Origin of the sequence: Streptomyces sp. SID8374, from assembly GCF_009865135.1 — a bacterium.
Classification (GTDB): domain Bacteria; phylum Actinomycetota; class Actinomycetes; order Streptomycetales; family Streptomycetaceae; genus Streptomyces.
Genome location: NZ_WWGH01000001.1, coordinates 1224427 through 1245473 on the forward strand (window position 1 = coordinate 1224427; position 21047 = coordinate 1245473).

General features: G+C 67.4%; 17 protein-coding genes and 3 rRNA genes. 7 read left to right on the forward strand and 13 right to left on the reverse strand.

Going from position 1 to position 21047, the window contains the following annotated elements:
* Positions 1–40 precede the first annotated feature (40 nt).
* From GTY67_RS05490 to GTY67_RS05515, 6 genes are all read right to left on the reverse strand, one after another.
* Positions 41–769, reverse strand: a complete 729-nt coding sequence (locus GTY67_RS05490; protein WP_161277960.1) for a tetratricopeptide repeat protein — start codon at positions 767–769, stop codon at positions 41–43.
* Complete coding sequence (locus GTY67_RS35445) at positions 766–2118, reverse strand: hypothetical protein (protein ID WP_161277961.1); 1353 nt, start codon at positions 2116–2118, stop codon at positions 766–768. The genes GTY67_RS05490 and GTY67_RS35445 overlap by 4 nt, the downstream gene beginning before the upstream one ends.
* 213 nt (positions 2119–2331) lie before the next feature.
* Positions 2332–2448 (reverse strand): 5S ribosomal RNA (rrf, locus tag GTY67_RS05500).
* Positions 2449–2559: 111 nt separating this feature from the next.
* Positions 2560–5684: ribosomal RNA gene (locus GTY67_RS05505) — 23S ribosomal RNA — on the reverse strand.
* Positions 5685–5980: 296 nt separating this feature from the next.
* Positions 5981–7506, reverse strand: a 16S ribosomal RNA gene (locus GTY67_RS05510).
* The 16S, 23S and 5S rRNA genes sit together here, the layout of an rRNA operon.
* 703 nt (positions 7507–8209) lie before the next feature.
* The gene (locus GTY67_RS05515; protein ID WP_093693204.1) at positions 8210–8854 is read right to left on the reverse strand and encodes a DNA-3-methyladenine glycosylase; all 645 of its coding nucleotides are present in this window, start codon (positions 8852–8854) and stop codon (positions 8210–8212) included.
* An 87-nt stretch (positions 8855–8941) separates the two neighbouring features.
* On the opposite strand from GTY67_RS05515, the gene GTY67_RS05520 reads away from it, so the two are divergent.
* From GTY67_RS05520 to GTY67_RS05530, 3 genes are all read left to right on the forward strand, one after another.
* Positions 8942–9724, forward strand: coding sequence for a sporulation protein (locus GTY67_RS05520; protein WP_093693203.1), 783 nt, complete (start codon positions 8942–8944; stop codon positions 9722–9724).
* Between the two features lie 112 nt (positions 9725–9836).
* Positions 9837–10373, forward strand: a complete 537-nt coding sequence (locus tag GTY67_RS05525; protein WP_161277962.1) for a YbhB/YbcL family Raf kinase inhibitor-like protein — start codon at positions 9837–9839, stop codon at positions 10371–10373.
* A gap of 138 nt (positions 10374–10511) precedes the next feature.
* The gene (locus GTY67_RS05530; protein WP_093693201.1) at positions 10512–11024 is read left to right on the forward strand and encodes an HNH endonuclease; all 513 of its coding nucleotides are present in this window, start codon (positions 10512–10514) and stop codon (positions 11022–11024) included.
* Positions 11025–11099: 75 nt separating this feature from the next.
* Here GTY67_RS05530 and GTY67_RS05535 read toward each other — a convergent pair whose 3' ends face one another.
* The 4 genes from GTY67_RS05535 to GTY67_RS05550 form a co-directional block, all read right to left on the reverse strand.
* The gene (locus tag GTY67_RS05535; protein WP_202461330.1) at positions 11100–11873 is read right to left on the reverse strand and encodes a sulfite exporter TauE/SafE family protein; all 774 of its coding nucleotides are present in this window, start codon (positions 11871–11873) and stop codon (positions 11100–11102) included.
* 77 nt (positions 11874–11950) lie between these two features.
* On the reverse strand, positions 11951–12961 hold the full coding sequence (locus GTY67_RS05540) for an SPFH domain-containing protein (protein ID WP_093693199.1): 1011 nt from the start codon (positions 12959–12961) through the stop codon (positions 11951–11953).
* Between the two features lie 99 nt (positions 12962–13060).
* Positions 13061–13489, reverse strand: a complete 429-nt coding sequence (locus GTY67_RS05545) for an NfeD family protein (protein ID WP_161277964.1) — start codon at positions 13487–13489, stop codon at positions 13061–13063.
* A 111-nt stretch (positions 13490–13600) separates the two neighbouring features.
* On the reverse strand, positions 13601–14398 hold the full coding sequence (locus GTY67_RS05550; RefSeq protein ID WP_093693197.1) for an ABC transporter ATP-binding protein: 798 nt from the start codon (positions 14396–14398) through the stop codon (positions 13601–13603).
* Positions 14399–14556: 158 nt separating this feature from the next.
* Between GTY67_RS05550 and GTY67_RS05555 the strand changes: the two genes are divergently transcribed.
* Positions 14557–15348, forward strand: a complete 792-nt coding sequence (locus GTY67_RS05555; RefSeq protein WP_093693196.1) for a hypothetical protein — start codon at positions 14557–14559, stop codon at positions 15346–15348.
* Between the two features lie 369 nt (positions 15349–15717).
* Here the strand turns inward: GTY67_RS05555 and GTY67_RS05560 are convergent, their stop codons facing one another.
* The 3 genes from GTY67_RS05560 to GTY67_RS05570 form a co-directional block, all read right to left on the reverse strand.
* The gene (locus GTY67_RS05560) at positions 15718–15969 is read right to left on the reverse strand and encodes a chaplin (protein WP_161277965.1); all 252 of its coding nucleotides are present in this window, start codon (positions 15967–15969) and stop codon (positions 15718–15720) included.
* A gap of 134 nt (positions 15970–16103) precedes the next feature.
* A complete protein-coding gene (locus GTY67_RS05565) occupies positions 16104–16748 on the reverse strand; it encodes a response regulator transcription factor (RefSeq protein ID WP_093693194.1) in 645 nt (214 codons plus the stop codon).
* Positions 16741–17886 carry a GAF domain-containing sensor histidine kinase gene (locus tag GTY67_RS05570; protein ID WP_161277966.1) on the reverse strand — a complete coding sequence of 382 codons (1146 nt, stop codon included), beginning with the start codon at positions 17884–17886 and terminating at the stop codon, positions 16741–16743. Before GTY67_RS05570 ends, GTY67_RS05565 begins: the two co-directional genes overlap by 8 nt.
* 246 nt (positions 17887–18132) lie before the next feature.
* Here GTY67_RS05570 and GTY67_RS05575 point away from each other — a divergent pair, with 246 nt between their 5' ends.
* The 3 genes from GTY67_RS05575 (at position 18133) to GTY67_RS05585 (ending at position 21001) form a co-directional block, all read left to right on the forward strand.
* A complete protein-coding gene (locus tag GTY67_RS05575) occupies positions 18133–18855 on the forward strand; it encodes an SDR family oxidoreductase (protein WP_161277967.1) in 723 nt (240 codons plus the stop codon).
* Positions 18852–19982 (forward strand): S-adenosylmethionine:tRNA ribosyltransferase-isomerase, encoded by a 1131-nt coding sequence (locus tag GTY67_RS05580; protein WP_343238641.1) that lies wholly within the window; start codon positions 18852–18854, stop codon positions 19980–19982. Before GTY67_RS05575 ends, GTY67_RS05580 begins: the two co-directional genes overlap by 4 nt.
* A gap of 272 nt (positions 19983–20254) precedes the next feature.
* Positions 20255–21001, forward strand: coding sequence for a transglycosylase SLT domain-containing protein (locus GTY67_RS05585; protein WP_161277968.1), 747 nt, complete (start codon positions 20255–20257; stop codon positions 20999–21001).
* Positions 21002–21047 lie beyond the last annotated feature (46 nt).

The following is a 21047-nucleotide window of genomic DNA, read 5'->3' on the forward strand; positions in this document are numbered from 1 at the left end:
TCGCGCCTACTCAGCCCAGCTTCAGGCCCAGGCTCAGCGGCTAGGCCTTGACCGCCTCATCGCCACGCTCGTCGTCCTCGTCATCGCCCTCGGCAGACGGGACCGTTCCGACGGCTTCGACGGACTCGACGGTCTCCACGACCTCGTCGTCACCCAGGGCGTCGACGAACTCGACCCCGTCCAGCTCGGCCAGCCGGTCCGACGCGTCGGTCGATCCGTCCTTGTCGGCCTCCAGGGCCTTGCCGAACCACTCACGGGCCTCGTCCTCGCGTCCGGCTTCCAGCAGCGCGTCCGCGTACGCGTAGCGCAGACGCGGCGTCCACGGCTGGATGGAGTTGGAGGCGAGCTCGGGGCTCTGCAACGTGACGATGGCGGCATCGATCTGCCCCATGTCCCGACGCGCCCCGGCGGCCACGAGCCGCATCTCGACCTGGCCGGCCTTGTCCAGCTTCTGCACCTCGGGCTCACCGGCCATGGCCATCGCCCGCTCGGGCCGGCCGAGGCCGCGCTCGCAGTCCGCCATGACGGGCCACAGGTCCACGGACCCGGTCATCCGCCGGGACGCCCGGAACTCGGCGAGCGCCTCCGCGTACTTCTGCGTCGCGTAGGCGGCGAACCCGGCCGCCTCACGCACAGCGGCGACGCGCGAGGCCAGCCGCAGGGCGATACGGGCGTACGCGTACGCCTCCTCCGGGTCCTCGTCGATCAGCCGGGCCACCATGACGAGGTTGCGCGCGACATCCTCGGCAAGGGTCTTCGGCAGGCTCATGAGCTCCTGGCGCACGTCCTTGTCGATCTCGTCACCGGTGACGTCGTCGGGGATGGGCAGCCGCTTGATCGGCTCGCGGTCCCTGTCACGGTCCCGGTCGTCCCGGCCACGGAACCCGCCACGGTCGTCACGCTGCCCGCCACGGTAACCACCGCGGTCCCCGCCACGGTCGCGGTCGTCCCGGCGGAAGCCGCCGCCGGAGCCGCCGCCACGGTTGTCGTCACGCCGGAAGCCCCCACCACTGGGACGGTCATCATCACGACGCGGGCCACGGGGCCGGTCATCACGACGCTCGAAGCCGCCGCTCGGGCGGCCACCACGGCTGTCGTCACGCTGCTGACCACCGCGGTAACCACCACGGTCGTCATCACGACGCGGCCCACGATCCCGGTCACGGTCCCGGTCATCGCGGCGGAACCCGCCACCACCGGTGTTGCCGCCACGGTTGTCGTCACGCCGGAAGCCCCCACCACTGGGACGGTCATCATCGCGGCGCGGGCCACGCGGCCGGTCATCACGACGCTCGAACCCACCACCGGAGGGCCGGCCACCACGATCGTCGTCACGCCGGAAACCGCCGCCAGAGCCACCACCACGGTTGTCATCCCGACGGAACCCGCCACCGGCGTTGCCGCCACGGTCGCGGTCTTCCCGGCGGAAGCCACCACCGGTGTTGCCGCCACGGTTGTCGTCACGCCGGAAACCCCCACCACTGGGACGGTCGTCATCGCGACGCGGGCCACGCGGCCGGTCATCACGACGCTCGAACCCACCACCGGTGGGCCGGCCTCCGCGATCATCACGGCGGAAGCCGCCGCCGGAGCCACCACCGCGGTTGTCATCGCGCCGGAAACCGCCGCCGGCCTTGCCGCCACGGTCGTCACGGGGGAACCCGCCGCCGCTGGGTCGGTCGTCGTCGCGACGCGGGCCACGGGGGCGGTCGTCACGACGCTCGAACCCGCCACCGGAGGGCCGGCCACCACGGTCGTCATCGCGGCGGAAACCGCCGCCAGAGCCGCCGCCACGGTTGTCGTCGCGCCGGAAACCACCACCGGAACCGCCGCCCCGGTTGTCGTCACGGCGGAACCCACCGCCGGAGCCACCACCGCGGTTGTCGTCGCGACGGAAACCGCCCCCGGAGTTGCCCCCACGGCTGTCATCACGGCGGAAGCCACCACCGGAACTACCGCCCCGGTTGTCGTCACGGCGCGGCCCACGATCCCGGTCGCGGTCCCGGTCGTCACGGCGGAAGCCGCCACCGGTGCCACCACCGGTCGGCCGGCTGTCGTCACGGCGCGGGCCACGGTCGTTGTCGCGGCGAGGCCCTGCGGAACCGGACCGGTCGTCACGACCACCGCGGTAACCGCCCCGGTCACCACCGTCCCGGCGACGCGGCTCGCGCTCCGGACGATCGTCGGGAGAGTTGGTGGACATGGGTGTGACTCCTGTCTTCGGGTACCACAGACATTCTCGCGCAGCCGACGGTCCGACGCGCTTCGACAAAAACAAAAGGACCCCTGGTCCCAGCGGTGAACGCTGGGACCAGGGGTCCTTGAAAGATTGTTCGGCGGCGTCCTACTCTCCCACAGGGTCCCCCCTGCAGTACCATCGGCGCTGAAAGGCTTAGCTTCCGGGTTCGGAATGTAACCGGGCGTTTCCCTAACGCAATGACCACCGAAACCCTATCGGGTTCTAGCGAACAAGCACACTCTTCAATTAAGTAGTGAAACTGTTCAACCGGTGCGATAACTGTTCGCAACCCGGGAACAACACAGTGGACGCGAGCAACTGAGGACAAGCCCTCGGCCTATTAGTACCAGTCAGCTCCACCCGTTACCGGGCTTCCACATCTGGCCTATCAACCCAGTCGTCTACTGGGAGCCTTAACCCCTCAAGAGGGTGGGAATACTCATCTCGAAGCAGGCTTCCCGCTTAGATGCTTTCAGCGGTTATCCTTTCCGAACGTAGCCAACCAGCCATGCCCTTGGCAGGACAACTGGCACACCAGAGGTTCGTCCGTCCCGGTCCTCTCGTACTAGGGACAGCCCTTCTCAATATTCCTACGCGCACAGCGGATAGGGACCGAACTGTCTCACGACGTTCTAAACCCAGCTCGCGTACCGCTTTAATGGGCGAACAGCCCAACCCTTGGGACCGACTCCAGCCCCAGGATGCGACGAGCCGACATCGAGGTGCCAAACCATCCCGTCGATATGGACTCTTGGGGAAGATCAGCCTGTTATCCCCGGGGTACCTTTTATCCGTTGAGCGACAGCGCTTCCACAAGCCACTGCCGGATCACTAGTCCCGACTTTCGTCCCTGCTCGACCCGTCGGTCTCACAGTCAAGCTCCCTTGTGCACTTACACTCAACACCTGATTGCCAACCAGGCTGAGGGAACCTTTGGGCGCCTCCGTTACTCTTTAGGAGGCAACCGCCCCAGTTAAACTACCCATCAGACACTGTCCCTGATCCGGATCACGGACCCAGGTTAGACATCCAGCACGACCAGAGTGGTATTTCAACGACGACTCCACAACCACTGGCGTGGCCGCTTCACAGTCTCCCACCTATCCTACACAAGCCGAACCGAACACCAATATCAAACTATAGTAAAGGTCCCGGGGTCTTTCCGTCCTGCTGCGCGAAACGAGCATCTTTACTCGTAGTGCAATTTCACCGGGCCTATGGTTGAGACAGTCGAGAAGTCGTTACGCCATTCGTGCAGGTCGGAACTTACCCGACAAGGAATTTCGCTACCTTAGGATGGTTATAGTTACCACCGCCGTTTACTGGCGCTTAAGTTCTCAGCTTCGCACACCCGAAAGTGCACTAACCGGTCCCCTTAACGTTCCAGCACCGGGCAGGCGTCAGTCCGTATACATCGCCTTACGGCTTCGCACGGACCTGTGTTTTTAGTAAACAGTCGCTTCTCGCTGGTCTCTGCGGCCACCCCCAGCTCAAGCAGCAAGTGCTATCACCAGTGATGGCCCCCCTTCTCCCGAAGTTACGGGGGCATTTTGCCGAGTTCCTTAACCATAGTTCACCCGAACGCCTCGGTATTCTCTACCTGACCACCTGAGTCGGTTTAGGGTACGGGCCGCCATGAAACTCGCTAGAGGCTTTTCTCGACAGCATAGGATCATCCACTTCACCACAATCGGCTCGGCATCAGGTCTCAGACTTCATGCACGACGGATTTACCTACCGTGCGTCCTACACCCTTACCCCGGGACAACCACCGCCCGGGCTGGACTACCTTCCTGCGTCACCCCATCGCTTACCTACTACAAGTCTGGTTCATCGGCTCCACCACTACCCTCAACTCCGAAGAGATCGGGCCGGCTTCACGGACTTAGCATCGCCTGATTCAGTACTGGGCGTTTCAAAGCGGGTACCGGAATATCAACCGGTTGTCCATCGACTACGCCTGTCGGCCTCGCCTTAGGTCCCGACTTACCCTGGGCAGATCAGCTTGACCCAGGAACCCTTAGTCAATCGGCGCACACGTTTCTCACGTGTGTATCGCTACTCATGCCTGCATTCTCACTCGTGAACCGTCCACAACTCGCTTCCGCGGCTGCTTCACCCGGCACACGACGCTCCCCTACCCATCCCAGCCCCCGTTGGGGGTACATGCTGGAATGACACGACTTCGGCGGTACGCTTGAGCCCCGCTACATTGTCGGCGCGGAATCACTTGACCAGTGAGCTATTACGCACTCTTTCAAGGGTGGCTGCTTCTAAGCCAACCTCCTGGTTGTCTCTGCGACTCCACATCCTTTCCCACTTAGCGTACGCTTAGGGGCCTTAGTCGATGCTCTGGGCTGTTTCCCTCTCGACCATGGAGCTTATCCCCCACAGTCTCACTGCCGCGCTCTCACTTACCGGCATTCGGAGTTTGGCTAAGGTCAGTAACCCGGTAGGGCCCATCGCCTATCCAGTGCTCTACCTCCGGCAAGAAACACACGACGCTGCACCTAAATGCATTTCGGGGAGAACCAGCTATCACGGAGTTTGATTGGCCTTTCACCCCTAACCACAGGTCATCCCCCAGGTTTTCAACCCTGGTGGGTTCGGTCCTCCACGAAGTCTTACCTCCGCTTCAACCTGCCCATGGCTAGATCACTCCGCTTCGGGTCTAGAGCGTGCAACTCAAACGCCCTGTTCGGACTCGCTTTCGCTACGGCTTCCCCACACGGGTTAACCTCGCTACACACCGCTAACTCGCAGGCTCATTCTTCAAAAGGCACGCAGTCACGACTGACAGCACAAGTGCTGCCAGCGACGCTCCCACGGCTTGTAGGCACACGGTTTCAGGTACTATTTCACTCCGCTCCCGCGGTACTTTTCACCATTCCCTCACGGTACTATCCGCTATCGGTCACCAGGGAATATTTAGGCTTAGCGGGTGGTCCCGCCAGATTCACACGGGATTTCTCGGGCCCCGTGCTACTTGGGTGGTTCTCAAGCAAGCCGTTGATGTTTCAGCTACGGGGGTCTTACCCTCTACGCCGGACCTTTCGCATGTCCTTCGCCTACATCAACGGTTTCTGACTTGCCGACCAATCGGCAGATTGATCAAGAGAACTCCCACAACCCCGTATGCGCAACCCCTGCCGGGTATCACACGCATACGGTTTGGCCTCATCCAGTTTCGCTCGCCACTACTCCCGGAATCACGGTTGTTTTCTCTTCCTGAGGGTACTGAGATGTTTCACTTCCCCTCGTTCCCTCCACACTGCCTATGTGTTCAGCAGCGGGTGACAGCCCATGACGACTGCCGGGTTTCCCCATTCGGAAACCCCCGGATCAAAGCTTGGTTGACAGCTCCCCGGGGACTATCGTGGCCTCCCACGTCCTTCATCGGTTCCTGGTGCCAAGGCATCCACCGTGCGCCCTTAAAAACTTGGCCACAGATGCTCGCGTCCACTGTGCAGTTCTCAAGCAACGACCAGCCACCCACCACCCCATCCCTGAGGACGAGTTCACTGGGGCCGGATCGAAGGCGACCTCTACGGCCGTACCTTCAGATACCCAACAGCGTGCCCGACCCGACCGATCCATCCCCACGTTCCACGCCGAAGCAGTACTAGTGACAACCAACCTGTCGTGTCGAATAGTCAACGTTCCACCCATGAGCTGACCACCGTCGAACATTTGCCGACGTAGTGGCTCTGGATCCCCGAAGGGGATCTAGATGCTCCTTAGAAAGGAGGTGATCCAGCCGCACCTTCCGGTACGGCTACCTTGTTACGACTTCGTCCCAATCGCCAGTCCCACCTTCGACAGCTCCCTCCCACAAGGGGTTGGGCCACCGGCTTCGGGTGTTACCGACTTTCGTGACGTGACGGGCGGTGTGTACAAGGCCCGGGAACGTATTCACCGCAGCAATGCTGATCTGCGATTACTAGCAACTCCGACTTCATGGGGTCGAGTTGCAGACCCCAATCCGAACTGAGACCGGCTTTTTGAGATTCGCTCCGCCTCGCGGCATCGCAGCTCATTGTACCGGCCATTGTAGCACGTGTGCAGCCCAAGACATAAGGGGCATGATGACTTGACGTCGTCCCCACCTTCCTCCGAGTTGACCCCGGCAGTCTCCTGTGAGTCCCCATCACCCCGAAGGGCATGCTGGCAACACAGAACAAGGGTTGCGCTCGTTGCGGGACTTAACCCAACATCTCACGACACGAGCTGACGACAGCCATGCACCACCTGTATACCGACCACAAGGGGGGCACCATCTCTGATGCTTTCCGGTATATGTCAAGCCTTGGTAAGGTTCTTCGCGTTGCGTCGAATTAAGCCACATGCTCCGCTGCTTGTGCGGGCCCCCGTCAATTCCTTTGAGTTTTAGCCTTGCGGCCGTACTCCCCAGGCGGGGAACTTAATGCGTTAGCTGCGGCACCGACGACGTGGAATGTCGCCAACACCTAGTTCCCAACGTTTACGGCGTGGACTACCAGGGTATCTAATCCTGTTCGCTCCCCACGCTTTCGCTCCTCAGCGTCAGTAATGGCCCAGAGATCCGCCTTCGCCACCGGTGTTCCTCCTGATATCTGCGCATTTCACCGCTACACCAGGAATTCCGATCTCCCCTACCACACTCTAGCTAGCCCGTATCGAATGCAGACCCGGGGTTAAGCCCCGGGCTTTCACATCCGACGTGACAAGCCGCCTACGAGCTCTTTACGCCCAATAATTCCGGACAACGCTTGCGCCCTACGTATTACCGCGGCTGCTGGCACGTAGTTAGCCGGCGCTTCTTCTGCAGGTACCGTCACTTTCGCTTCTTCCCTGCTGAAAGAGGTTTACAACCCGAAGGCCGTCATCCCTCACGCGGCGTCGCTGCATCAGGCTTTCGCCCATTGTGCAATATTCCCCACTGCTGCCTCCCGTAGGAGTCTGGGCCGTGTCTCAGTCCCAGTGTGGCCGGTCGCCCTCTCAGGCCGGCTACCCGTCGTCGCCTTGGTAGGCCATTACCCCACCAACAAGCTGATAGGCCGCGGGCTCATCCTTCACCGCCGGAGCTTTTAACCCCGTCCCATGCGGGACAGAGTGTTATCCGGTATTAGACCCCGTTTCCAGGGCTTGTCCCAGAGTGAAGGGCAGATTGCCCACGTGTTACTCACCCGTTCGCCACTAATCCACCCCGAAAGGCTTCATCGTTCGACTTGCATGTGTTAAGCACGCCGCCAGCGTTCGTCCTGAGCCAGGATCAAACTCTCCGTGAATGTTTACCCGTAATCGGGTGCACACACACGAGAGCGGAACAACCGGTCGGAATAAGACCCGTTGTTCACAGCGTCCTCGCTGTGTAATTGCCTGCCCGTGTGCCGCCGAAGCGACCCGGTGCAGGACTTTCAAAGGAACCACCAACCTGCACCAGGTGCAGGCCGGGGTATCAACATATCTGGCGTTGACTTTTGGCACGCTGTTGAGTTCTCAAGGAACGGACGCTTCCTTCGGTCCCGTTTCACCGGGGCCCTCCGGGCGCTTCCCTTCGTTTCTTTCTTGTCTTGCGTTTCCGACTCTATCAGACTCTTTCGTGTCCGATTCCCGGTCGAAGCGGGTCAAGCAGTTTCGCTTTCCAGGTTCTTCGCTTTCGCGTTTTCCCTTTCCGGCGGTTCCAACTTTACCAGACTCTTTTTCGTTCCGTTTCCGGTCCGAATTTGATTTCCGGTGGCCTGTGGAGGGCCCTGCCTTTCGGCGTGTTCACTACGTTAGCCCATTCCCTTGGCAGCTCATAATCGAGGTTGTCGAGTGAATTACGGGCACACCGAATTCACACCCGCCAGGGTGAGTCGTAGGTAGTGGTTTGGCCTCTTCGGGCTGCCCGGTCGGGTCCGATGGACCGTGCCGACAGCTGTACCCGTGTCAAGTGGCTCGGACTACATTAGGCGTCCGCCCTGGGCGCGTCAAGTCGCTCATGGTCCGTCACTTCGCCCGGCGGCGACGGGGAGCGTGGGCGCGGTACGGGCTCACCGTGGGGTCGCTCTCGATCCAGAAGCGCCACGGCTGGTGCGCGCCGTCGCCGCCGACTCCGGTGCGGGGGCCGCTGCGTACCTGGTCAGGCGGGGGCGGGGTGCCGTGCAGTACGGACAGTGCGGGGGTGGGGCCGGCGAAGAGGTCGCTGCCGTTGAGCGTCCGGTCGACGTTCAGGGCGGTGGCGAGGCGGGCCGGGCCTTTGGCCAGTTCCTTGTCATTGCGGGCCGAGACCCGCCGTACGCGGGCCAGGCCGGCACCCACGTTGATCTCCCCGGCCCGGAGGAGCACTCCGCTCGCGTGGCCCTCGGGGCCGCAGACCAGGTTGAGGCAGTGCCACATCCCGTACGTGAAGTAGACGTACGTATGACCGGGCGGGCCGAACATCACGCTGTTGCGGGCCGTGCGGCCGCGGAAGGCGTGTGAGCCGGGGTCGACCTCACCGGCGTACGCCTCCACCTCGGTGAGACGTACCTCGATCGTGCCCTCGTCGCTGTGGCGGACGAGGGTGCGGCCCAGGAGGTCGGGGGCGACGTCCAGGACGGATCGGTCGAAGAAGTCGCGCGTCAGTGGTGTGCGGTCGAAGCCCTTGGTCATGCCGTCCGAGGGTACTGGGAAGGCGGACGCGGGAACCGGCTACGGTCATGGCGCGTATCTAGGGGTCAGGACCAAGAAGGAGTGAACATGGGCTTCAAGCGGCTGCTCGCGAGTCTGGGTGCCGGAGGTGCGTCGGTGGAGACCGAGCTCACCGAGGTGAACGTCGTCCCCGGCGGGGTCGTTCAGGGTGAGGTGCGGATCCAGGGCGGGTCGGTGCCCCAGCAGATCGAGGGGCTCTCCGTCGGCCTGCGGGCGCGGGTCGAGGTCGAGAGCGGTGACCAGGAGACCAAGCAGAACATCGAGTTCGCCAAGGTGCGGCTCGGCGGGGCCTTCGAGGTGCAGGCGGGGGCGGTGCACGTGGTGCCGTTCGGTCTGGAGATCCCCTGGGAGACGCCGGTCACGATGTTCGCCGGTCAGCATCTGCGCGGCATGGACATCGGGGTCTTCACCGAGCTGGAGATCGCCCGCGCCGTGGACTCCGGTGACCTGGACCCGGTCAATGTGCACCCGCTGCCGGCGCAGCAGGCCATTCTGGACGCCTTCGGGCAGCTGGGGTTCCGCTTCCGCAGCGCGGACATGGAGCGCGGCCACATCCGTGGTTCGCGTCAGCGGCTGCCCTTCTACCAGGAGATCGAGTTCGTACCGCCGGCGCAGTACCGGGGGCTGAACCAGGTCGAGCTGACGTTCGTCGCGGACGACCGCGAGATGGACGTGGTCCTGGAGATGGACAAGAAGGGCGGACTGTTCAGCGAGAGCAGCGACTCCTACCGGGCGTTCAAGGTCGGGCTCAACGACTTCCACCAGACCGACTGGGCGGCGTACCTCAATCAGTGGCTGGCCCAGGTCGGCGGACAGCGCAACTGGCTCTAGTGGCTTTAGGGTCGGAGGGGGCCGGGTGGGGAGAAAAACCCGCCCGGGACCTGTCGGCGGGCGGCCGGTGCGCCGCTCGCAGCAGATGAGCCGATCAGGAGAGGTACGAGACGTGACCGAGCCGAAGAGGGCCCCGCTGCCGCACGACTTCCATCCGGAGGTCCCCGCGTTCACCGTGACGAGCAAGGATCTCGCGCCGGGTGCCGTGCTGGGTGATGCTCAGGTGCTTGCGTCCGGGAACACATCGCCGCATCTGCGGTGGGAGGGCTTCCCGGCGGAGACCGAGAGCTTCGCCGTGACGTGTTTCGACCCGGACGCCCCTACGGGGAGCGGGTTCTGGCACTGGGTGGTCTTCGACATCCCGGCGTCGGTGACCGAGCTGCCGGCGGGTGCGGGCAGCGGTGCGTTCGAGGGGCTGCCCGAAGGGGCCGTCCAGGTCCGTAACGACTACGGGTCGAAGGAGTTCGGCGGGGCCGCGCCGCCCGCCGGGGAGAACCACCGCTATGTGTTCACCGTGTACGCGGTGGACACCGCGAAGCTCGGGATCGACAGTGACTCCTCGCCCGCGGTGGTCGGGTTCAACCTGCGCTTCCACACGCTGGGGCGTGCTCAGCTGATCGGTGAGTACGAGGCTCCCGCCGCCGATTAGTTCGCCTGTTGTTTGCCCTGCTCTGGTCTTGGAGAGATCAGAGCAGGGCATTTTTTATTGCGTTGTCCATCGCGGCCTGCCCAGCCAGAGTTGATCCGGGCCTGCCAGGGGGCGGGCGGCACACGGGAGGTGGGCAGGATGCGTGACACGCTGGTTCTCAACGCGAGCTTCGAGCCGCTGTCGACAGTGACGCTCAACCGTGCGGTGGTCCTGATCCTGACGGACAAGGCCGTCGTGGAGCAGTCGCATCCCGAGCTCCGTATGCGTGGTGCCGCCGTGGACATTCCGGTGCCCCGGGTGATCAGGCTCTGCCGGTACGTACGGGTGCCGTTCCGAAGACAGGCTCCGTGGTCCAGGAGGGGTGTGCTGATACGGGACCAGCACCGGTGCGCCTACTGCGGGCGGCGGGCGTCCACCGTCGACCATGTGGTGCCGCGGGCCCAGGGCGGTCAGGACACCTGGCTGAACACGGTGGCCTCCTGCGCCGAGGACAACCACCGCAAGGCGGCCCGGACGCCGGAGCAGGCGGGGATGCCGCTGCTGAAGCAGCCGTTCGTCCCCTCCCCCGCCGAGGCGATGCTGCTGGCGATGGGGGCCGGTGACCGGGCGGAGCTGCCCGAGTGGCTGGACCGGGCCGCCGCGGCCGCGTAGAGGCGTGACGTAATCGGCGTACGTCCGGTGGTGTATGCGTGGGCCCGCCCCTGTGAGGGGGCGGGTCCACGTGTGTCAGCGGAGCAGCAGCTGGACGATGGCCGCGGTGCCGACGACGACGATCAGGGCGCGCAGCAGGGTGGGGCTGAGGCGGCGGCCCACCTTGGCGCCTATCTGGCCGCCGATGGCCGAGCCGACCGCGATCAGGACGACCGCCGTCCAGTCGAAGTCGGCGACGAAGAGGAAGAAGATCGCGGCGATGCCGTTGACCACGGCGGCCAGGACGTTCTTGACGGCGTTGAGGCGCTGGAGCGTGTCGTCGACCAGCATCCCCATCAGGGAGAGGTAGATGATCCCCTGGGCGGCCGTGAAGTAGCCCCCGTAGACGCTGGCGAGGGTCAGGCCGGTGAACAGGAGCGGGCCGCCGTCGGGGCGGGCCGCGACGCCGGTGCGTTCACGGCGGCGCTGGACGGCTTTGCTGATGCGTGGTTGCAGGATCACCAGGACGAGGGCCATGGCGACCAGGACCGGGACGATCGTCTCGAACGCGGTGGAGGGCAGCGCGAGCAGGAGTGTGGCGCCGGTGAGGCCGCCGACGGCGGCTCCGACGGAGAGTTTCAGGATGCGTCGGCGCTGGCCGGCCAGTTCCTTGCGGTAGCCGATGGCTCCGCTGATGGAGCCGGGGATGAGGCCGAGTGCGTTGGAGACGGTGGCGGTGACCGGCGGGAGGCCGGTGGCGAGCAGGACGGGGAAGGTGATCAAGGTGCCCGAGCCGACGATCGTGTTGATCGTGCCCGCACCGACGCCCGCCGCGAAGACGGCGAGTATTTCCCAGATGGACAAGGCCATCTCCTTCGATGGTCAGTGATGCCTCCCCGCCATGAAGGTCGAGGGGCCTCACTGATCATGCACGAAGGGGTTGCGCGTCAGTAGACGGGGGGTTCTTCGCGTCGTTCGACGGCGGAGCCACGGGGGTTGACCACGCCGGCACCTCCTCCGTTGCCGCCGTCACCGGCGTTGCCTCCGTCGCTGCCGTTGCCGCCGGTGTTGAATCCGGGGGCGCCGCCGCCGAGGTTGCCGAAGGCTCCGCTGAGGCCCTTGAGGGCGTCACCGATCTCGCTGGGCACGATCCAGAGCTTGTTGGCGTCGCCCTCGGCGATCTTCGGGAGCATCTGGAGGTACTGGTAGGAGAGCAGCTTCTGGTCCGGGTCCCCCGCGTGGATGGCCTCGAAGACCGTGCGGACGGCCTGGGCCTCACCCTCGGCCCTGAGGGCCGCTGCCTTCGACTCACCCTCGGCACGCAGGATCGCGGACTGCTTCTCACCTTCGGCGGTGAGGATCTGGGACTGCCGGATGCCTTCGGCGGTGAGGATCGCGGCGCGCTTGTCGCGGTCGGCGCGCATCTGCTTCTCCATCGAGTCCTGGATGGAGGTGGGCGGTTCGATGGCCTTGAGCTCGACCCGGTTGACGCGGATGCCCCACTTGCCGGTGGCCTCGTCGAGGACGCCGCGCAGGGCCGCGTTGATCTCCTCGCGGGAGGTGAGGGTGCGCTCCAGGTCCATGCCGCCGATGATGTTGCGGAGGGTGGTGACGGTGAGCTGTTCGATCGCCTGGATGTAGCTGGCGACTTCGTAGGTCGCGGCGCGGGCGTCGGTCACCTGGTAGTAGATGACGGTGTCGATGTTGACGACCAGGTTGTCCTGGGTGATCACCGGCTGCGGGGGGAAGGGCACGACCTGTTCGCGGAGGTCGATCCGGTTGCGGATCGAGTCGATGAACGGGACGACGATGTTCAGACCCGCGTTCAGGGTGCGCGTGTAGCGTCCGAAGCGCTCCACGATGGCGGCGCTGGCCTGCGGGATGACCTGGATCGTCTTGATCAGGGCGATGAAGACGAGCACCACCAGAATGATCAGGACGATGATGATCGGTTGCATCGTGTCTCTCGTGCCCTTCGGTTGCCGATGGATCTCATGATGATCGACATGATCGACTTGGAGTCTCGCAGAACTCGGCCCGGCTCGTGCACGGTTCGCTCACATGACGACGGCTGTCGCTCCGTCGATGTCCACGACATCGACCTGGCGGCCCGGTTCGTAGACCTGTTCCTCGTCCAGTGAGCGCGCCGACCAGACCTCGCCGGCGAGCTTGATACGGCCGCCGGCGGCGCTGACCTGTTCCAGCACGACTGCCTGACGGCCCTTCAGGGCGTCGATACCGCTGGCGTGCCCCGTCTGCCCGGCCCGGTGTCTGGCGGCGATCGGGCGGACGACGGCGATCAGCGCCACCGAGACCGCGACGAAGACCAGCACCTGGGCCACGATGCCGCCGCCGAGGGCGGCGACGACCGAAGCGGCCAGCGCGCCGACGGCGAACATCCCCAACTCGGGCATCGCGGTCAGGACGAGGGGGATGCCCAGCCCCGCCGCGACGATCAGCCACCACACCCACGCGTCGATGTCCACATGGTCATCGTAGGACTGTCGGTGCGTCACCGACAGGGCGCAGGGTGGTCGACTCTCGTCAACTGCGGTACGCGCCCCCGGGATTACCCCGGAGGCCGCCCCAGGGGCCGGTCAGGAGAGCGGCAGGCCGTGGGCGGTGTAGCGGTCGCCCGTGTGCTCGACGATCAGCGGCAGGCCGAAGCAGAGCGAGAGGTTGCGGGAGCTGAGCTCGGTCTCCATGGGTCCGGCCGCCAGGATCTTGCCCTGCCGGATCATCAGGACGTGGGTGAAGCCGGGCGCGATCTCCTCGACATGGTGGGTGACCATGATCATGGAGGGGGCGTACGGGTCGCGGGCGAGCCGGCCGAGGCGGCGGACCAGGTCCTCGCGGCCGCCGAGGTCGAGACCGGCGGCGGGCTCGTCGAGGAGCAGCAGCTCGGGGTCGGTCATCATCGCGCGGGCGATCAGCGTGCGCTTGCGCTCTCCTTCGGAGAGCGTGCCGAACTTGCGGTCCAGGTACTCGGTCATGCCGAGGCGGTCCAGGAAGGCGCGGGCGCGCTCCTCGTCGACGGCCTCGTAGTTCTCGTGCCAGGTGGCGGTCATGCCGTACGCGGCGGTGAGCACCGTCTGGAGGACGGTCTGCTTCTTGGGCAGCTTGTCGGCCATCGCCACGCCCGCCATGCCGATCCGGGGGCGGAGCTCGAAGACGTCGGTGCCGACGCCGCCCAGCCGCTCGCCGAGGATGGTGGCCGTTCCCTTGCTCGGGAAGAGGTAGCTGGACGCGAGGTTGAGGAGCGTCGTCTTGCCGGCGCCGTTGGGGCCCAGGATGACCCAGCGCTCCCCCTCCTTGACCGACCAGGAGACGTCGTCCACCAGAGCGCGTCCGTCGCGGACCACGGATACGTCCACCAGCTCCAGTACATCGCTCATGAGCGCGTTGTCTCCCCATGCAGTCTCGTCGAGATCGTCGCGTGCCTGTGGGCACAGTCCCAGGAGAAAACCTACGCCACCGCGCGAGTGGTCCGGCCGTGAGGTCCGGTCCCGGTCCGTCCCCGTCAGGTTCCCGGGCCGTTCTCTAGGCTGTCTCCATGCTTGTGGAACCACGTTCAGGGTTGTTGGCCGCCTGGGGGAACGCGCTTCTGGCGGGACTCGTCTCGCCGGACGACGCGGCTGTCGCGATGGTCGGGGAGGACGCGGTGCACCGCGTCGAGGGAGTGCCGGGTGAGGCGGGGCCGGTCGGGCTCACGCTGGCGCTCGGGCGGCTGCGGGCGCTGGGGGCGACGGGTTTCCGGGTCGCGCTGCCGGTGCCGGGGCATCCGCTGGGGCTGTCCGGTCCGCCCGACTTCAACGCGCGGGCGCTGGAGGCGGAGGAGGCGGTGGTCGTCTCGGGGTTGCCGTACGGGCTGGTGCCCGAGGTGAGCGAGGTGGGGCCGGAGGGGGACCTGCACGTCGAGGTGGTGTGGCGGGTGCTGCCGGTACGGGAGGCGCCGCCGGCGGACGTGCCGTCGCTGGGCGAGGCGGAGCGGGAGCTGGCGGAGGCGTTGCGGGATGCGACGGCGGCGCTGGCCCGGCTGGATGTGGCCGGTTCAGGGCCGGTGGCGGAGGCGGCGGTGGACGCGTACCGGGCGCGGGCGGAGAGGGGCCGGGGGCGCGATGTGCTGGCGCCCGGGTATCCGCCGCGGGCGGTGCGGGTGCTGGAGCTGGCGCAGCGGGTGGGGCTGCTGGTCTCGGTGGCGTACGAGAACGGGCACGGGGGTGCGGTGAGCGCGTCGGAGATCGCGGCTCGGGGGGCGGCGTTGCGGCCGGTGGAGCGGGTGGCTCGGCGGGCGGTTGTCGCTGCCTACAACGCGTATGTGGAGGGCGGGGAGGTTGCGCGGTAGGCTCGCGGGCCTTTGTCCTCAGGCGCCGGACGGGCTGGGGGTGGTGCCCCTGGGCGGGGGCCTGTTCTGGTGCGGGGCCCCGCCGTGAGGGTTCCGTCCTCAAGCGCCGGACGGGCTGGGAAGGGGTGCGGGCGGGCCTGGCGTTCACCGGGCGAGGGACTTGCCTGCCTCGGGCGCCCCGCCGTGAGGGTTCCGTCCTCAAACGCCGGACGGGCTGGGAGGGGCCGGACGGACTGGGGAGGGGTGCGGGCGGGCCGGAAGAGGTGTGGGCGGGCTCGGGGGCTGGGGAGGGGGGCCGGCCCGCTGGTGCGCCGGGAAGCCGGGCCGCCCCCGTCGAACGTGGGGGCGGGCCGGCTCTTGAGGCTGGCGTCAGTGGTTCAGGCCGAGGTTGCCGAAGGCCGGGTTGAGCAGGCCGATCACGTTGACCGTGTTGCCGACCACGTTCACCGGGATGTGGACCGGGACCTGGGCCAGGTTGCCGCTGGCGACGCCCGGGGAGCCGACGGCCACGCCGTGGGCGTCGGCGCCGCTGTGGCCGGTCGCGGAGGCCGCGCCCGCACCGGCGGCGATGAGCCCACCGGCGATCATGGTGACGGCGGCGGCCTTCTTCAGGTTCTTCACTTCAGGATCCTCCTAGAGAGGCTGCGGCAAGCCGCCGCAGCGTGCCCTGGAGAACGCGGGGAGGCCGAGAAGGATGCGCCGTTCGGGTGACATCCACCCGACAGTATGAATCTCAGCCCGGGTCGGCGCGGGTCTCAGCCCGCGGCCCCGTTCCGTACCGCCCACAGCGCCGCCTGCGTGCGGTCCGCCAGGTCGAGTTTCATCAGGATGTTCGACACATGGGTCTTGACCGTCTTCTCGGAGAGGACGAGGGCGCGGGCGATCTCCCGGTTGGAGCGGCCGTCGGCGATGAGGCCGAGCACCTCGCGCTCGCGCTCGGTCAGGGTGCTCCCCCGGCCCGTACCACTGCCCGCGTCGTCCTGGGCGAGGAGTGCGCCGGCGACCTCCGGCTGGAGCAGGACGTGTCCGGCGTGGACCGAGCGGATGGCGCCGGCCAGGGCGTCCGGATCGACGTCCTTGTAGACGTAACCGGAGGCTCCGGCGCGCAGGGCCGGGACCACCGTGCGCTGTTCGGTGAAGCTGGTGACGATGAGGATCTTGGCCGGGTTGTCGAGTTGGCGGAGCCTGCGCAGCGCCTCGATGCCGTCGGTGCCGGGCATCTTGATGTCCATGAGCACGACGTCGGGCCGGAGCTCCTCGGTGCGGGTCACGCCCTCCGCGCCGTCGGACGCCTCGCCGACCACTTCTATGTCGTCCTGGATCTCCAGAAAGGTGCGCAGTCCGCGGCGGACCACCTGGTGGTCGTCGACCAGCAGCACCCTGATGATCTTGTCAGCCACCGGGGACCTCCATCTCGATCGTGGCGCCCTTTCCGGGCTCCGAAACAACGGTGAGCCGGCCGCCGACGCTCTTGGCCCGGTGCCGCATGGAGACGAGCCCCAGATGGCGGCCGGCCCGGCGGACGGCGTCGGGGTCGAACCCGATGCCGTCGTCGGTGATGAGCAGGACGGTCGCGGCCGAGCGCCGGGTCAGGGTGACGTCGACGTGCTCCGCGCCGGAGTGGCGCAGGGCGTTGTGCAGGGCCTCCTGGGCGACCCGGAGCAGCGCCTCCTCCTGGGCGGCGGGCAGAGCCCGTACACCGCTGCTCCCGAAGGTGACCGCCGCCGCGTGGGCCCGGTCCAGGACCTGGATCTGGGTACGGAGGGTGGCGATCAGGCCGTCCTCGTCCAAGGCGGCCGGGCGCAGCTCCACGACGGCGGCCCGCAGCTCGTCGACCGCTTCGGCGGCGAGGACGGCGACCTGCTGGAGCTCCCCCTTGGCACGGGCCGGGTCGCGGTCGACCAGCGCGGCGGCGGCCTGGGCGGTGAGCCGCAGCGAGAACAGCTTCTGGCTGACCGCGTCGTGCAGCTCGTGGGCGAGGCGGGAGCGCTCCTCGGCGATGGTCAGCTCGCGGCTGCGCTCGTAGAGACGGGCGTTGGTGAGGGCGATCGCGGCGTGCTGGGCGAGGATCGAGAGCAGCTCCTCGTCCTCGGCGGTGAAGCCGCAGCCGCCGTCGGGCTTGGGGCACATCTTGTTGGCGAGGAAGAGCGCGCCGATGATCTCGTCGCCGTCCGTGATGGGCAGGCCGAGGAAGTCGGACATGTCGGGGTGCGCCTCGGGCCAGCCCTCGAAGCGGGGGTCCTTGCGGACGTCCGCGAGCCGCTCCGGCTTCGCCTGGTTCAGCATCGCGGCGAGGATGCCGTGCTGCCGGGGCAGCGGGCCGATGGCCTTCCACTGCTCCTCGCTCACCCCGTCGACCACGAACTGGGCGAAGCCGCCGTGGTCGTCCGGGACGCCGAGGGCCGCGTACTGGGCGTCCAGCAGCTCACGGGCGGAGGCGACGATCGTCTTGAGGACGTCCCCTACTTCGAGGTGCCGGCTCATGGCGAGCAGCGCGGCACTCACCGCGGCGAGGGCCGACGGTGGGCGATGACTCATGGGATCACCGTACCGGCGGGGGTGCGGGGGCCGTATCGGGCCGAGGACGGCTGCCGGAGGGCGGGAGGCCTAGGCCGCTCGCGGCCCGTACCGGGCCCCAGGTCCTAGGACCTCCCGGGTCCTAGGTCGAAGTGCCGGGCGCGGGTGCGGCTCCTGGGCGAGGCGCCGGGTGATCAGGGCTTCCTACGTTGGAGTCGCCGGGGACGCCCCCGGTGGACGCCGACGTACTGCGAGGAGACGGTCACGATGCCGGTCGCGTTGATCACGGGTGGTTCGAAGGGGCTGGGGCGCGCCCTCGCCGAGGCACTGGCCCGGCAGGGGTGGGATCTGGTGCTGGACGCCAGGGCCGCCGGGGTGCTGGAGGCGGCGGCGCAGGAGGTGAGGGAGCGGTACGGGACGCGGGTGGCGGCCGTGCCGGGGGATGTCACGGACGCGGCGCACCGGGCGGAGCTGGTCGCGGCCGCCGGGGAGCTGGGCGGACTCGATCTGCTGGTGGGCAACGCGAGCGTGCTGGGCGCCGAACCGCTGGTCCGGCTGGAGGCGCAGCCGCTGGAGGGGTTGCGGCAGGCGCTGGAGACCAATGTGGTGGCCGCGCTCGGCCTCGTACAGGAGGCACTGCCGCTGCTGCGGGAGTCGGCCGCGGGCGCGGTGGTGCTGGTCAGCTCGGACGCGGCGGCGGAGCCGTACGAGACGTGGGGCGGTTACGGGGCTTCGAAGGCGGCGCTGGACCAGCTGGCGGCGGTGCTGGGCGTGGAGGAGCCGGGGCTGCGGGTGTGGGCGGTCGACCCGGGGGACATGGCGACCGATCTGTACGCCGCCGCCGTGCCGGACGACGACGAGCCCCGGCCCACGCCCGGGAGCGTGGCGCCCGCGTTCCTGCGGCTGGTGCGTGAGCGGCCTGCCAGCGGGCGGTTCGCCGCTCCGGCGCTGCTGGAGGGGCCGGTGACGGCGGACGGGGGTGCGCGGTGACGGCGGTGGGGGCGGCGAGGCGGGGGCCTGCGGGCGCTTCGCCGCTGGAGGCCTTGCGGGTGCCCGTGGAGCTCTCGGCGCGGGTGCCGGCCGAGCAGCGGGGGTCGGGGCGTGATGACGTACGGCTGCTGGTGAGCCGGGGGACGGCCGTGTCGCACCATGCGTTCCGGGAGCTGACGGGGCGGCTGCGGGCCGGGGACGTGCTGGTGGTGAACACGTCGGCGACGTTGCCGGCCGCGGTGAACGGGCGGGTGGGCGGCGACCGGGTCGTCGTGCACTTCTCGACGCGGGGTGAGGACGGGCGGTGGGCGGTGGAGCTGCGGGCGCCCGGCGCCTCGGGGGCCACCGCGCCGCGCCCGGGCGGGCCCGCCGGTGCGGTGGTGCGGCTGCCGGGCGGGCGGGAGCTGGTGCTGGAGGAGCCGCTGGGCCCTGCGGTGGGGGCGCGGCTGTGGTGGGCGCGGGTGCCGGACCGGGTGCCGGAGCTGTTGCGGCGGTACGGGCGGCCGATCCGGTACGCGTACACGGAGCGGGACCAGCCGCTCTCGGCGTACCAGACGGTGTTCGCGGTCCAGGCGCCCGACGGGAGCGGTTCGGCGGAGATGCCGAGCGCGGCCCGGCCCTTCACCGCCGCCCTGGTGGCGGAGCTGGTGAGCCGCGGGGTCCAGTTCGCCCCGCTGTCCCTGCATACGGGGGTGGCGTCGGCGGAGGCGCACGAGCCGCCGTACCCGGAGCGCTTCGCGGTGCCGTCCACCACGGCGTGGCTGGTGAACGCGGCGCGGGCGGCGGGCGGCCGGGTGGTCGCGGTGGGTACGACGGCGGTACGGGCGCTGGAGTCGGCGGCGGACGCGGACGCGGACGGGGTGGTGCGGCCGGTGGCGGGCTGGACGGACCTGGTGGTGACGCCGCGCCGGGGCGTGCGGGTGGTGGACGGGCTGCTGACCGGGCTGCACGAGCCGGAGGCCTCGCACCTGCTGATGCTGGAGGCGGTGGCGGGGCGTGAGGCGCTGCGCCGTGGGTACGAGGCGGCGCTGGAGCGGCGCTACCTCTGGCATGAGTTCGGGGACGTCCACCTCATCCTGCCGGATGAGGAACGTAACACTCCGGATTGCTTCAGCAACGAGCGGTGAGCCTGTTACGTCGCCGATGTGAGCCCGGGCATAGGGCGCACGTCACTTACGAACGTCCCTAGTGGACCCAAAAGGGCGATTTGGGTGGGCATGAGCGGGGGTTATTTCGGACGAACAGGACCCTCTTCCACTACCCGGCTTCGTACGTCACACCTTTGCCACGAGATTTTGCTGCCGCTAAGAATTGCTCTCGTCCCCGACGGAGGTGCGCATCGCCGCCTCCGGTCTCGTCCTCCGTGAGGACACCTGAGCATTCGAAGAGGTAGCCCTACATGTCTGCGACTCGCATCCCCAGCCGTGTCCGTCGTCTGAACAAGGTCCAGAAGATCTCCGTGGCCGGTGTGTCGGCCCTGGCCGTCGCCTCCCTGACCTTCTCGCTCGTCCCGTCGAACGGCGAAGCCGAGGTTGCCCCGCAGGCAGCCGGCGCTGCCGCCCCCGTCGCCTTCACCGGCGGCTCCGCACAGGCCAAGACCGTGCAGGACAGCCTTATCGCGCAGCACTCCACCGCCGAGCAGCTCGTGAAGGCCGCCGATGCCGCCAAGGCGAAGGCGGCCGCCGAGGCCAAGGCGAAGGCCGCGAAGGCCAAGGCCGCCGCGGACGCGAAGGAGAAGGCCGAGAAGGCCGCCAAGGCCAAGGCCGACGCCAAGAAGCGCGGCACCGAGGCCGCCAACCGCTCCACCGCTCGCAAGCCCGTCTACGCCAACAACCTGGACGGCTGGATCCGCGAGGCGATGTCGATCATGAAGAAGGAAGGCATCCCCGGGTCCTACGAGGGCATCCACCGCAACATCATCCGGGAGTCCAGCGGCAACCGCTGGGCGATCAACAACTGGGACATCAACGCCCGCAACGGCATCCCCTCCAAGGGTCTGCTCCAGGTGATCCAGCCGACCTTCGACCGGTACCACGTCAAGGGCACCAAGAAGGACCTGTACGACCCGGTCGCCAACATCGTCGCCGCCTGCAACTACGCGGCCGACCGCTACGGCTCCATGGACAACGTCAACAGCGCGTACTGAGCCAGGCCGGACAGGCGCTGAGCACAGCCGTACACATGCCGGAGGC

Coding starts and splice junctions, on each gene's coding strand:
- GTY67_RS05490 (WP_161277960.1), bottom strand. CDS start 769: ATGAGCCTGCCGAAGACCCTTGCCGAGGATGTCGCGCGCAACCTCGTC.
- GTY67_RS05515 (WP_093693204.1), bottom strand. CDS start 8,854: ATGACCAAGGGCTTCGACCGCACACCACTGACGCGCGACTTCTTCGAC.
- GTY67_RS05520 (WP_093693203.1), top strand. CDS start 8,942: ATGGGCTTCAAGCGGCTGCTCGCGAGTCTGGGTGCCGGAGGTGCGTCG.
- GTY67_RS05530 (WP_093693201.1), top strand. CDS start 10,512: ATGCGTGACACGCTGGTTCTCAACGCGAGCTTCGAGCCGCTGTCGACA.
- GTY67_RS05535 (WP_202461330.1), bottom strand. CDS start 11,873: ATGGCCTTGTCCATCTGGGAAATACTCGCCGTCTTCGCGGCGGGCGTC.
- GTY67_RS05540 (WP_093693199.1), bottom strand. CDS start 12,961: ATGCAACCGATCATCATCGTCCTGATCATTCTGGTGGTGCTCGTCTTC.
- GTY67_RS05550 (WP_093693197.1), bottom strand. CDS start 14,398: ATGAGCGATGTACTGGAGCTGGTGGACGTATCCGTGGTCCGCGACGGA.
- GTY67_RS05555 (WP_093693196.1), top strand. CDS start 14,557: ATGCTTGTGGAACCACGTTCAGGGTTGTTGGCCGCCTGGGGGAACGCG.
- GTY67_RS05570 (WP_161277966.1), bottom strand. CDS start 17,886: ATGAGTCATCGCCCACCGTCGGCCCTCGCCGCGGTGAGTGCCGCGCTG.
- GTY67_RS05575 (WP_161277967.1), top strand. CDS start 18,133: ATGCCGGTCGCGTTGATCACGGGTGGTTCGAAGGGGCTGGGGCGCGCC.
- GTY67_RS05585 (WP_161277968.1), top strand. CDS start 20,255: ATGTCTGCGACTCGCATCCCCAGCCGTGTCCGTCGTCTGAACAAGGTC.